10 protein-coding genes are annotated in these 13,627 nt (G+C 39.7%); 5 read left to right on the forward strand and 5 right to left on the reverse strand.

Annotated elements, in window-relative coordinates:
• Nucleotides 1-321: 321 nt before the first annotated feature.
• Complete coding sequence (locus BI291_RS05545; RefSeq protein ID WP_074496858.1) at nt 322-1,842, forward strand: YifB family Mg chelatase-like AAA ATPase; 1,521 nt, start codon at nt 322-324, stop codon at nt 1,840-1,842.
• Nucleotides 1,843-1,844: 2 nt separating this feature from the next.
• Here BI291_RS05545 and ilvY read toward each other — a convergent pair whose 3' ends face one another.
• On the reverse strand, nt 1,845-2,723 hold the full coding sequence (gene ilvY / locus BI291_RS05550; RefSeq protein WP_074496860.1) for an HTH-type transcriptional activator IlvY: 879 nt from the start codon (nt 2,721-2,723) through the stop codon (nt 1,845-1,847).
• Nucleotides 2,724-2,872: 149 nt separating this feature from the next.
• Between ilvY and ilvC the strand changes: the two genes are divergently transcribed.
• Nucleotides 2,873-4,357 carry a ketol-acid reductoisomerase gene (gene ilvC, locus BI291_RS05555; RefSeq protein WP_074496862.1) on the forward strand — a complete coding sequence of 495 codons (1,485 nt, stop codon included), beginning with the start codon at nt 2,873-2,875 and terminating at the stop codon, nt 4,355-4,357.
• Nucleotides 4,358-4,545: 188 nt separating this feature from the next.
• Here the strand turns inward: ilvC and BI291_RS05560 are convergent, their stop codons facing one another.
• Entirely contained in the window at nt 4,546-5,802 is a 1,257-nt protein-coding gene (locus BI291_RS05560; RefSeq protein ID WP_074496865.1) for a glutamate-5-semialdehyde dehydrogenase, read from the reverse strand.
• A gap of 17 nt (nt 5,803-5,819) precedes the next feature.
• Nucleotides 5,820-6,920 carry a glutamate 5-kinase gene (gene proB / locus BI291_RS05565; RefSeq protein WP_074496867.1) on the reverse strand — a complete coding sequence of 367 codons (1,101 nt, stop codon included), beginning with the start codon at nt 6,918-6,920 and terminating at the stop codon, nt 5,820-5,822.
• A gap of 289 nt (nt 6,921-7,209) precedes the next feature.
• Between proB and BI291_RS05570 the strand changes: the two genes are divergently transcribed.
• Nucleotides 7,210-8,106, forward strand: a complete 897-nt coding sequence (locus tag BI291_RS05570; RefSeq protein ID WP_074496870.1) for an acyltransferase — start codon at nt 7,210-7,212, stop codon at nt 8,104-8,106.
• 8 nt (nt 8,107-8,114) lie between these two features.
• Nucleotides 8,115-9,356, forward strand: a complete 1,242-nt coding sequence (locus BI291_RS05575) for a mechanosensitive ion channel family protein (protein WP_074496872.1) — start codon at nt 8,115-8,117, stop codon at nt 9,354-9,356.
• Here BI291_RS05575 and tesB read toward each other — a convergent pair.
• The gene (tesB, locus tag BI291_RS05580) at nt 9,353-10,210 is read right to left on the reverse strand and encodes an acyl-CoA thioesterase II (protein WP_074496875.1); all 858 of its coding nucleotides are present in this window, start codon (nt 10,208-10,210) and stop codon (nt 9,353-9,355) included. The two genes, BI291_RS05575 and tesB, sit on opposite strands and share 4 nt — an antisense overlap.
• A 197-nt stretch (nt 10,211-10,407) precedes the next feature.
• Between tesB and BI291_RS05585 the strand changes: the two genes are divergently transcribed.
• Nucleotides 10,408-10,650: a hypothetical protein gene (locus BI291_RS05585; protein WP_074496878.1), complete on the forward strand. Its 243-nt coding sequence runs from the start codon at nt 10,408-10,410 to the stop codon at nt 10,648-10,650.
• 115 nt (nt 10,651-10,765) lie between these two features.
• Here BI291_RS05585 and BI291_RS05590 read toward each other — a convergent pair whose 3' ends face one another.
• Nucleotides 10,766-13,615: a pitrilysin family protein gene (locus BI291_RS05590; RefSeq protein ID WP_074496880.1), complete on the reverse strand. Its 2,850-nt coding sequence runs from the start codon at nt 13,613-13,615 to the stop codon at nt 10,766-10,768.
• Between the last annotated feature and the right edge of the window lie 12 nt (nt 13,616-13,627).

Below are 13,627 nucleotides of genomic sequence, written 5' to 3' on the forward strand. Positions count from 1 at the left end.
TGTGCAAGTTTTTTTCTTAGAGTTTTTCATAGCAAATATTTACCTTTGGTTATAACTAACCTGATCTCGAGATAACAACTTACTTTCTAGCAGTTGTTTTTCCTTATTACTGCGTTACATTTATTTGCAATAGACAGGTCATTGACGCACAAATTTGCCTTGTACTAAGAAAAAACTCCGTGCTAGAACAGTGTGACAAATAAAAACTTACCGTCTCAGTTGATTAGCTAGAGCTCAGGTTAACCAGCTGCGATTAGCGTTATTAAAAAAGCGGGTCTACACTTGCTTGCAAGGAAGAAAAGCAGTGTAAATGGATTTATTATGTCTTTAGCGTGTGTCTATAGTCGCGCCCGTATAGGTTTATCGTCACCGTTGGTTACTGTAGAAGTACATTTAGCCAATGGGTTACCAGCCTTCAACATCGTTGGCTTGCCAGAAACCAGTGTGCGCGAATCAAAAGATCGAGTGCGTAGCGCAATGTTAAATTGTGGTTATGAATTTCCGGCAAAACGTATCACCATCAATTTAGCGCCTGCCGATTTACCCAAGGAGGGTGGTCGGTTTGATTTGCCGATTGCAGTAGGTATTCTTGTGGCGTCTGAACAGCTACCTGGTGATGAGATTGCACAATATGAATTTGCCGGTGAACTTGCCCTTTCTGGAGAGTTACGACAAATTGTTGGTGAAATACCGATGGCAATGGCCAGCGCACATGCTAACCGAACATTGATCGTGCCTTCTTCAAATGCTGAACAAGCGAGCTGGGTTGAATCAGCCACTGTTTTGCCACTAACACACCTTGCAGAATTATATCCACATCTTATGAAACAGCAGCACTTACCTGTCGCAGAGCCTAAAAGACAATCAGAGCATAACATCATTATCGAAGACGATATCAGCGATGTGGTTGGGCAACCCCTTGCTAAAAGAGCATTAGAAATAGCTGCTAGTGGCGCTCATAATTTGTTATTTATTGGCCCGCCAGGGACAGGGAAAACCATGTTAGCAAGTCGGTTATCTGGGATTTTGCCCACGATGACTGAGCAAGAAGGTATTGATGTTGCGGCGATAAAGTCGATTAGCCATCAGGCGGTAGATTCAACAGCTTGGTTAACAAGGCCATTTCGTTCTCCGCATCATACGGCCTCTTCCGCAGCGTTGATCGGTGGTGGTAGTATTCCACAACCAGGTGAAGTGACGCTAGCGCATCATGGTGTACTTTTTCTTGATGAGTTACCTGAATTTGATCGAAAAGTGTTAGATGTATTACGTGAACCGATGGAGTCTGGTGAGGTGACGATTTCGCGTGCGTTACAAAAGCAAACATACCCTGCGCAGTTTCAATTAGTGGCAGCGATGAACCCTTCACCTACAGGTTTTTATAATGATAACCGCAGCACGCCAGAACAAGTATTGCGATATTTAAGTAAGTTATCAGGGCCATTTCTTGACCGTATTGATATTCAAATTGAAGTTGCCCGCTTACCCAAAGGTATGTGGTCAGATAACGTGCCAGAGGTAGAAACTAGTGCGCAAGTGCGACATAGGGTGCAACAATGTAGAGCCTTACAGCTTGCTAGGCAGGGTAAAGCGAATGCGTATTTGTCGAGTACAGAGTTAAGAAAGTTCTGCGCGTTAACGCCAGATGATAACGAATTCTTAGCGTTAGCGGTTGAAAAACTAGGCTTATCAACGCGTGCACATCATAAAATTCTTAAAATAGCGCGTACGCTGGCAGATATGGAAAAAAGCCAACAGATAGCTCATAAACATTTAATTGAAGCAATGTCGTATCGCGCGATGGATCGATTATTAAAACATTTAACTACCGCGGTTGCTTAGACTTATTCAATTGATTGTAAAAAAGCGGTAATTAAACTATTGGCTTTGTGTTGATTTAAACAGCATACGCCGAGCTCAAAAGGGGGGATATCGCCAATATTCTCTAAGTTTTTCACGCGGTCTTTTACCGGGCTATTATCAACGACCACTTGTGGAACCATACCAACGCCACAACCAAGCGCAACCATACTCACAAGTGCCTCATGACCCGAAACCGTAGCATAGATGTTCGGCTTTCCTTGTTGCCGGCGACGAAACCAATAGTCGAATCGTTTTCGTGCGATGCCGTGTTCAGGCAAAATCATCGGGATATTTCCCCACTCAATTACGGGCATATTGACTTGCTGTTGTACATGGCAAACTTTACTTGGCGCGATCACAGTTAAGGGAACTTGCGCGAGCGGATGAAAATAAAACTGACGTGATAATGACTCGGGCTTTACCGCAATGGCTAAATCAACAGATTGAGAACTGAGCTGTTCAAAGGCATCGGCTGCATCGCCAGTTACGAGCATAATCTCTACTAAGGGGTGTTGTTGACGAAATTGATCGAGCAATGGCGGTAAGTGGCTGTATGCTGCGGTAACCGAACAAAAAATATTAAGTTTTCCCTGTAACTGGGTTTGTTCTTGTCGCAGTGAAAGCTGTAATACATGCCAGTTATCAAGTTGCTGTTGTGCATATTGCTGAAACTGCTGACCCGCCTGTGTGAGTACCACCGTTCTATTGTCACGATGCAATAAGTTGCAACCCACTTCAGTTTCAATGCGCTGAATGGCACGGCTCAAGGTCGAGGTACTTACGTGGTTTGCTTCTGCCGTTTTGCCAAAATGTAAATTATTGGCGAGGTCAACGAACATTTTTAATGATTTTTGATCCATGGTAGTGACTTAATGTTGCGTATTTTGCAATGCAGTGATGCGAATATATCATTTTAAGCAATGTTCGTCTTGCAGTATTATGCTCATAGGTCAGAAAATCTGACATCCTGTTTTAGTTAGTTCAGCATTGAGGCTGGCAAGGAAATATTATGAGTAATTATTTTAATACCCTAAGTTTACGTGAAAAATTGGCTCAATTGGGCAAATGTCGTTTTATGAAGCGTGAAGAGTTCAGCGATGGCTGTAACTTTATTAAAGATTGGAACATCGTTATTGTAGGGTGTGGTGCACAAGGCTTAAATCAAGGCCTTAATATGCGCGATTCTGGCTTGAATATTTCTTATGCATTACGTGAATCAGCGATTGCCGAAAAACGTCAGTCGTGGGCTTGGGCAACTGAAAATGGTTTTACCGTTGGTACATACGAAGAACTGATTCCGCAAGCAGACTTAGTATTAAATTTAACACCAGATAAACAACATACGTCTGCTGTTTCGGCGGTAATGCCATTTATGAAACAAGGATCGACGTTAGCATATTCACATGGCTTTAATATTGTTGAAGAAGGCATGCAAATTCGTGCTGATATTACTGTGGTAATGGTAGCCCCGAAATGTCCAGGTACGGAAGTACGTGAAGAATACAAACGCGGTTTTGGTGTGCCTACACTCATTGCTGTTCACCCTGAAAATGATCCACAAGGTAATGGTTTAGCCATTGCAAAAGCCTATGCTTCAGCAACCGGTGGTGATCGTGCAGGTGTACTTGAATCATCATTTATTGCAGAAGTTAAGTCTGATTTAATGGGTGAGCAAACCATTTTATGTGGCATGTTACAAACGGCTGCGGTACTGGGTCATGAACAGCTTGTAGCACAAGGTGTAGACGCGGCGTACGCACGTAAATTATTGCAATATGGCATTGAAACGGTTACCGAAGGGTTAAAACATGGTGGCATTACTAACATGATGGACCGCTTGTCAAACCCTGCTAAAATTCGTGCTTTTGATATGGCTGAAGAATTGAAAGACGTATTACGTCCATTATTTGAAAAGCACATGGATGATATTATCGAAGGTGTATTTTCAGCAACGATGATGGAAGACTGGGCAAATGACGATGCAAACTTATTAAAATGGCGTGAACAAACTGCTGAATCTTCTTTTGAGCAAGCCCCTGATTGCGAAACAGCGATCAGCGAACAAGAATATTACGATAAAGGTATTTTTGTTGTAGCAATGGTTAAAGCTGGCGTTGAATTAGCGTTTGAATCAATGGTAGCTGCGGGTATTATCGAAGAGTCAGCCTACTACGAATCGTTACATGAAACACCATTAATCGCCAACTGTATTGCTCGAAATAAGCTATATGAAATGAATGTGGTTATTTCTGATACAGCTGAGTATGGTAATTACTTATTTACCCATGCTGCACAACCCATGTTAAAAGATTTTGTTAGTAAGCTTTCATTAGAAGATTTAGGTGAAGGTTTATCAAATACATCTAACGGTGTAGATAATGTTCGTTTAATTGAAGTAAACGATGCTATTCGTAACCACAGTGTTGAAATTGTTGGTCAAGAACTGCGTGGTTATATGACTGATATGAAACGTATTGTGGAATCTAACCTTTAATATTAGAAATTCACCCTAGACCTTGCTTATCTGAGTAAGGTCAAAAACCGATATTGGTACTCTGGAGCTAATATCGGTTTTTTATTACCTGATATCCTTTGATTGATAATATTACTGTGTATCAATAAGGCATTACGTATTTGTATTACCCTTATGAGCTGTTTAATCAAAGGAGTATTCCTTTCGGATTATTCTCTAATTTGACCGTCACCAACAACAATAAATTTTTCTGTGGTTAGGGCGGTTAACCCCATCGGGCCATACGCGTGTAATTTACTGGTTGAAATGCCAATTTCAGAGCCTAAGCCCAATTGACCGCCATCAGAGAAACGAGATGAAGCATTCGACATGACTACTGATGAGTTTATTTGACGAATAAATGTTTGGCATCGGCTAACATCTTGGCTGACGATGACTTCAGTATGATCAGAAGTAAACTGATTAATGTGTTCAACTGCCTGATCATATGAAGATACTATTTTAATCGCGATTTCATGGGCGAGGTATTCTGTATGGTAGTCTTCATCAGTAGCGCGGCTTGCACCTGTGAAATAGGGCTGGCTGAGTTCACAAGCATGCACTTTGACCTGCTTGTCTGCTAACGCATTGGCTGCTATCGGTAAAAAAGTGTCAGCAATGTCTTTATGGATAAGCATGGTTTCAAAGGCGTTACAGGCACTAGGTTTCTGTGTTTTACCGTTGATTAGAATATTGATGGCCTTGTTAGTATCAGCAAATTTGTCGATATATAAATGGCAAACGCCTTTGAAGTGCTGAATCACGGGAATTTGGCTGTTTTCTGTGACATAACGAATAAGGCCTTCTCCACCGCGAGGGATGACAAGATCGATCGTTTCTCGTTGTGTTAATAGCTGTTCAATGACTGCGCGACTGGTATCGGGGATAATCGAGATAATATTGCGATCAATTTTGCAGTCATCAAGTACTCGATGTAAACAATGCGCTAATGCTAAATTGCTATGTATTGCTTCTGAACCACCACGCAGTATTACGGCATTTCCTGATTTTATACATAAAGCAGCAGCTTCAGCCGTTACGTTGGGTCTCGCTTCATAAATCATTGCGATAACGCCAAGCGGTATGCGCATTTTCCCCACTTGTATGCCATTAGGTCTTAATGATAAATCAGCCACATGACCAACAGGGTCAGCTAACGTGGTTATTTCTCTAATCGCATTCGCGATATCCTTGATTCTTTCAGATGTTAATAACAGTCTATCTAACATCGCTTCAGTCAAACCGCGCTGACGACCTGCCTCAATATCTTTAGTATTTTCGGCAAGAATGCGTGTGGTATCTTGCTCAATGGCATCGGCCATTTTTGATAACAGTTCATCTTTAGCTGTTGTGGTTAATTGCGCAACTTGTCTAGCTGCTATACTTACCTGACGTGCATTGTCGGCAATATTAAATGTAGTTGTCATTATGTATAAACTCCTAGCTACAGAATTACCATATCGTCACGATGCACGATAACTTTACTTGGGCGGTAGCCTAAAATATCGAAAATATCTTCACTTTGAACGCCTTTAATTTTTTGCAGTTCAGGCTGGCTATATTGGCAAATGCCTTTCGCAATTACACGCTTATCTTTGTGGTCAACCAGGTCAATAGAATCACCGGCTATAAAGCTTCCTTTACAATCAAGGATGCCAGAAGAGAGTAAAGAAGCACCATTACGACTTAATGCGTTAACGGCACCTTTATCAAGGAAAATTTCACCCTTACTTTTGAGGGTATGTTTTAGCCAGTGTTTACGAGCTGGACCGATAGTGTTTTCTTGAGCCAAAAATACTGTGCCAGGGTTCTCACCTTTAAGCAGCTGTTCAAATACTTCACTTTTACTCCCATTAACAATATAGGTAGTGATGCCATATTCAATTGCCTTTTCGGCAGCTTGAATTTTAGTTTTCATCCCCCCTGTCGCAATCGGGTTATGAGTACAACCCGCCATGGCATATATTTGTTCAGTAATTTCCGCTATTTCTGGAATTAAGGCTGCATCCGGATTGTATCTAGGGTCACTATCAAAAACACCATCAACGTCACTTAATATAAACAAACAATCTGCTTCACTGACTAAAGCGACTTGCGCGGCTAAATTGTCATTGTCGCCGACTTTTATTTCATCTGAAGCAACGGTATCGTTCTCATTTACTATTGGTAGTACATGATTTGCTAAGAGAATACGTAAGGTATTTTTGATATTGATATAGCGCTGACGATCTTTCAAATCACCATGTGTGATCAGTAATTGACCGCATGCTTGATCGAAAAAACGTTGCCAGTTTGCCATCATTTTCATTTGTCCGACGGCACCCATCGCTTGTTTTGTTTGAATGGAAGGCATGGGAGAGCTGTGATGAATCGATTGCCTACCTGCAGCAACACTGCCTGATGACACTAAAATAACTTCTTTACCCGCTTGTTGACATGCGGTAATAAACTGAGCAATAGACAGTAAATACTTACTACTACAACCGTTTGACTCGGGCGATACTAGTGCACTTCCGACTTTGATGACAGCCCTATGAAAATTCATTGTTTTTCCTCAATTATCCAGTCATTGAGCATCCTCGATCCTAAGGAAACTTGCAATAATAAAATGTGTTTTTTATTAGACTAGATCGTTATTTTTACATGCTTTAAGCAATAACGAGCGTTAAAGTGTCATTATAGTGATAAACACTCGTTAACTTTATGATTTTGCCGGTGAGATAAATTTAAAATGATAGAAAAATAACCAATTCGTTTTTTTAATAATTAGTAGCTGAAAGCAAGTGAAATTCCCTTTATCATAGTGTTATGCGAAATTACTTTTTTATTGTTTCATGTTGAGTTTTTTACCTGCACCAATTATCGGTTTAGTTTCATTTTTACTGTATACCATTAATACATTGTTTTGGTTAATACCCATTATCATTTTTTCTTTATTAAAGGCGTTAGTACCTGTTGCTGGGTGGCAAAAGTTATTTAGTTACTTACTTGATCGAATGGCGAGTAATTGGGTTGCGATTAACACGGTTAATCAAAAACTGTTTACTAAAACAAACATTATTGTATCAGGGCTTGAAAAGTTAGAGTTAAAGCAATGGTACTTAGTCGTTGCGAATCATCAGAGCTGGGTAGATATTTTGGTATTACAGCGTGTGCTGCATGGTAAAGCCCCTTTTTTGAAGTTTTTTCTTAAGAAAGAGCTGCTTTATGTGCCATTTCTAGGTATAGCATGGTGGGCGTTGGACTTCCCATTTATGAAACGTTATAGCCAAAGTTTTGTTAAGAAAAACCCGCATTTAAAAGGCAAAGATTTAGAAACAACGCGTAAGGCTTGTGACAAATTTAAACATAAACCAGTGAGTGTGATGAGCTTTATTGAAGGCACAAGGTTTACCCCCGAAAAACAGCAAAAACAACGTTCCCCGTTCCAACATCTGCTAAAACCTAAAGCTGGTGGTATAGGGTTTGTGATGTCGGCAATGGGTGAGCAACTTAATAAAGTCCTTGATGTGACAATTTATTACCCAGAGAAAACGCCAACCTTTTTTGACTTTCTCTGCGGTCGTGTGCATACCATAGAAGTGCTAATTGAACTTAGAGACATCGACCAAGAATTAGTGGGTGATTACATGAATGATCGTAATTACAAAATCTACTTTCAAAAGTGGGTGAATACTTTATGGGAACATAAAGATGAGCAATTAGCGCAATTAAATAAGAAATACCATTAGGACTGATTATGCAGGATTATTTTTCGACATGGTTATTGGAAAACGGCGTTCCTGAATATTATTTATCATCAATGACCATGATGCTAGGGACGATATTTATGCTGGTTGTTGCCGGTATTGTTTATTACTTGGCGAAATTTCAACTATTGGTTGTTGTGGAAAAAATGGTACTGCATTCTAAAAATAAATGGGATGACTTACTATTTGAACATCAAGTATTCAGCCGTACATTGGCTATTATTCCGTTAGTTACCGCATGGTTTCTAGTGCCACATTTATTTGTTGAAGAAAACCTTTATCGACATTTTTTATTAGTCTTTTTTCATATCGCGATCACCTATCAAGTGGCGCGTGCGATCAGTGCGTTGTTAAACGTATTAAGAAGCGGCTATCGCCAAGTGGCGAAAGAACGTTATATTCCGTTAAATTCTGCGCTTCAGGTGATCAAATTACTTGTTTATTTGGTCGCAAGTATTTTGTCTATAGCTTTTGTGTTAAACAAATCACCTTTATATTTATTAAGTGGTTTAGGTGCCTTAACCGCAGTGCTGTTATTAGTGTTCCAAGATACAATCAAAGGTTTGGTGGCAAGTATTCAAATATCAGCGAATAGAATGCTTGCACCAGGAGACTGGATTGAAATACCACAATATGGGGCTGATGGTGACGTATTAGAAATTGGCTTAAACACGGTAAAAGTTGAAAACTTTGATCGTACTATCACAACCGTGCCAACTTATGCATTGATTAGCGGATCATTTAAAAACTGGCGTGGTATGTATGTTTCAGGTGGCAGACGTATAAAACGTGCGATTACCTTAGACTTGGCTAGCGTACGCTTTTATAAACCTGATGAAATTAAAAAATTACAAACGGTTAGGCTTATCCAAGATTATTTACAAGAAAAGTTGCAAGAGATAAACAGCTATCATCAAGAGCGTGGCATTGCGCCAGAAGATATTGTTAATCAACGACAATTAACAACCGTGGGGACCTATCGTGCTTATATTGGTCGATATTTAAAGCAACACGATCAAGTACACCCTGACATGACATGCATGGTACGCCAATTACCTGCAACTGCTTCAGGATTGCCTTTAGAGTTATATTTCTTTTGTAAAGACAAAGAATGGGTGAATTACGAAGCCATACAAGCCGATATTTTTGATCATTTATATGCAATGGCTCCGATTTTTAATGTGCGTATTTTCCAAAACCCTACAGGGGAAGATTGGCGTCAACGTCCCTAACGTTGACGTATCACGCCTTCTTGTATCGTACTGGCAACTAAATCGCCGGCCTGATTATAAATTTGGCCACGCACTAAACCACGTCCGCCAACTGATGTAGGGCTTTCCATAACATACAATAACCAATCATCAAACCTAAATGGGCGATGGAACCACATAGCGTGATCAATACTGGCAATTTGAAAGTTAGGTTGCCAGTGTGTGGTACCGTGTGAAAAAAGTGCGGTTGGCAGAAAATGAAAGTCTGATGTATACGCTAACATGTATTTATGAATGCGCGGGTCATCAGGCAAGTTACCGTTAGCTTTAATCCACATGTGGCAAATAGGCTCTGCTTTTTCTGGCTTTATCCAGTTATATTGCTCTACTGGCCTCAACTCAATTGGCTTTTCAGATAAAAATTTTACCCGAATATTGTCAGGGATATATTCTTGGTGCTCGAAAATAAAATCACTAAATGAAGGAATACCTTCAGGACCGGCCACTGTAGGCATTGTGGGTTGATGATCAAAACCGACTTCTTCAGATTGAAACGAGGCAGTCATATAATAAATGGCTTTACCATTTTGTATCGCCTTAACACGACGAGTGTTAAAGCTATTGCCGTCTCTAATATTTTCAACCTCGTACACAACAGGTTTTTGAGCGTCACCAGGCCTTAAAAAATAAGAGTGTAAAGAATGAATATGACGTGATGATTCTACGGTTTCTTGCGCTGCAGATAATGCTTGTCCCATCACTTGTCCACCAAAAAGAGCTTTAAAGCCTAAGTCTTGGCTTTGACCACGAAACAGCCCTTGTTCTATCGGTTCTAGAGTTAACAAATTTAATAAGTCGTTTAATACTTGGCTCATGATTTCTATGACTTGATTGCTTGGTTTATGGCGTAAGTATAAGAAAGTGAAGTTAACTTTGAAAGCTGTCGTATAAGAGAATCATTAGGTTGTTATTTTTTAATCGAGTTTTGTTGAAATTTCATCCTGATTAAGCTATCGTCGCAGTCTTAGACATCGTGTCATTTTCATATTATGGGGTTTTTGTGGAAGCTGTAATGGACAGAGAGTTATTGTTAGAACGTAGACATTATCAACCAGAACATTCAATGTTGTGGGATAAACTGTCGCTTGCGCAAAAATTTGCGGCGAGTAGTTTAACGCAGTTTGGCTACGATTTATCATTTATTCGAGCAAGTAATGCTGGTAGTTTAGCGGTGCTCATGTGTGATGGTAATGTTGCTACCATTTCAGACGAAGGTGAAATAGATACCTCTCCTGCAATTACTATCCGACCTTAATCACGACTACTGTGATGAATGAAAGCTGCTGAACGTGGCTTTTTTTATGTCTATCCGTGTTGAAAGCTATAAAAAAGCCTGATGTTTCCATCAGGCTTTAATAACAACTATTTACTTATAATTCATGTTGTATTACTTGATAACCAAGTGCTTCTAGTTGAGGTGTTAATGTGGCAGAATCTCCGACCACAACCATCAACATGTCTTGCAATTGTAAATGCTTTTTAGCAAGTGCATTGATTTCATCAGCAGTAATATTTTCAACAATGTTAACGCGTTCTTGTACAAAATCTGGTGTTAAATCATGCTCCAAAATTTGTGCTAAGAAGCCCAATTTTGCTCTTGGCGTTTCATATTTTAGTGCATCTTTTTGGTTGATCGCATTACGCATAAAAGTTAATTCTTCACGAGTAATACCACTGGTAGCATAGCGCTCTATTTCTTTAACAAATTCAACAATAGATTTGTCTGTTGCATCAGCTCTGACTTCTGCACTTGCGGTGAAAAAGCCGGCTAATTTATTGGCACTAAAATAAGAACGTGCACCATAAGTGTAGCCTTTATCTTCACGTAAGTTTAGATTAATACGACTATTAAATGCGCCACCTAAAGGGAAGTTCATTAAATAAGACTTGTAGTATTCGCCGGTAATGTCTTCTGTAATTGAACGTTTACCAATGCGAATAGCAGACTGTGCTGCTTGGTCTTTATTCACTAAGTAGATCACACCAAGTTTGGTTTCGGGCTCTGGCAGCGTCAAATTTAATGACTCACCTTCACCTTGCCATTGAGTTAACACTGACAATGACTTACTCATCTGTACTTGGTTAAGATCAGTAACAACAATTAATTCACTTTGTTTCGGTTTTACGTGTGTTTGGTAAAATGCTTTCACATCGTTCAACGTAATGTTCGATAAGGTATCTTCTGTTCCGCCAATAGGCATCGCTGCAATGTTATCGGCATGCAGTAATTGACGATAAGCGCTTGATGCTAAATAGCCCGCATCTTTCTTACTATTGATGACACCTTGAATTGAATTACTTTTATTGCGTTTAAATTCACTGCTAATAAATGCCGGCGCAGTTAGTTTTTCATTCACCAATTTCAGAGTGGCATCAATATTTTTGGTTAATGCATTAATATGCACATTAATGTGTTGGTTACTCGGTGTGATATACACTGAAGCACCTAATTTTTCTAACGCGTTACTCATGTCTTCTGCGCTACGTTTAGTGGTCGATTCATTCAACATACTTGTAAGTAATGAAACAACACCTGCTTTATCTTTATCACTGTAGTAATGACCAGCAGGTATTTTTAATAAGATTGACGTAGTGGGGGTTTCTAAGCTTTGTGTACCCAATACTTTAATGCCGTTAGCTAATGTTGTGCGCCACATGTCAGGTACATTCACGGCTTTATTTGCACCCGCATTAGGGATCATACTACGGTCGAAGTTATCCGTTGCTTTACGAATTGCTAAGTCATCAGCAGAGGTAGCATCTGATGGCTTAATATCGCGAGCAGCTGGTGTAAAGTTATCATTTGCGGCAATGAGGTCTTTCTTACCTTTTGGCACTACGCTCATGATCACGGCATGTTGATCTTTAATATAGGTATGAAATACCCGCATAACATCTTCTTTAGTAACGTTTGCATAACGAGAAATGTCTTGTTCAATATGATTAGGGTTTCCAGTAAAGGTTTCGTTTGCGGCAAGTTGACTAACCTTCCCTGCAACACTTTGTAAGCCGAAAATATAGTTAGCTTCCATATCGGCTTTTACTTTGATTAAGTCATCTTCTTGTACACCGCGCGCTTCAAATTCTGTTAAAGAATCTCGGATAATTTTTTCTAAATCAGCTAAGTTCTTACCTGATGCAGGATGAGGTAATGCCAGTAAATTGAATGTACACGCTAACTCTGCACACGGATGATTTACAGTCGCTTGAACAGCAATTTGATTTTTAACTAAGTTCTTATAAAGTAGAGATGTTTTACCGCCGCCAAGAATACTTGAAAGCACATCTAACGGGGCTTCATCTTCATGACGCACTGACACTGTAGGGTAAGACATATAAATCAATGGTAAATGTACATTATCTTCCATTGAAATATAGCGATCTTCATTAAGCGTTACTTTTTGTTTTTCAGGTGGTAATACTTCTGGACCGCTTGGAATGCTACCAAAATATTTTTTGATCAACGTTAGTGTTTGCGCAGGATCTATGTCACCACCAATAGATAAAGTGGCATTATTAGGACCATACCAACGTAAAAAGAAGGCTTTTAAATCATTAACATTTACACGATTCAAATCTTCTAAATAGCCAATCACAGGCCATGAATATGGATGTCCTGCTGGATACAATGCTTGTGAAACTCGTTCATATAAGCGTCCATATGGTCGGTTATCCACTCGTTGACCGCGTTCATTTTTTACAGTTTCACGCTGAACTTCAAACTTTTCTTGTGTAACAGCATCCACTAAAAAACCCATACGATCAGCTTCTAACCACAACATTTTTTCTAATTGACTCGCTGGAACCGTCTGAAAATAGTTAGTGCGGTCTGTGTTTGTGGTGCCGTTCATCGTACCACCGGCTTCAGTGACTAATTTGAAATGTTGCTCATCAGCAACGTTTTCAGAGCCTTGGAACATCATATGTTCGAAAAAGTGTGCAAAGCCTGATTTACCAATTTCTTCACGACCTGAGCCAACATGATAAGTCACATCTACATGTACTAATGGATCAGAAGTATCTTGATGAAGAATAACGGTTAAACCGTTATCGAGTTCATATTTTTGATAAGGAATAACCGTTTTTCCTGGTTTCCCTGCTACTTGTTCAACAAAGTTAACACCGTCGATATTGGTGATTGCTTTGTCACTGTCTGGGCTACTTGTTTGCTGGCAGGCGGTAAGTGCTAGCATTAATAGCGATATGGTCCATGTTTTCAAATGATATCTCCT

This window comes from Thalassotalea sp. PP2-459, assembly GCF_001913705.1.
In the GTDB taxonomy this organism is placed as follows: Bacteria; Pseudomonadota; Gammaproteobacteria; order Enterobacterales; family Alteromonadaceae; genus Thalassotalea_C; species Thalassotalea_C hakodatensis.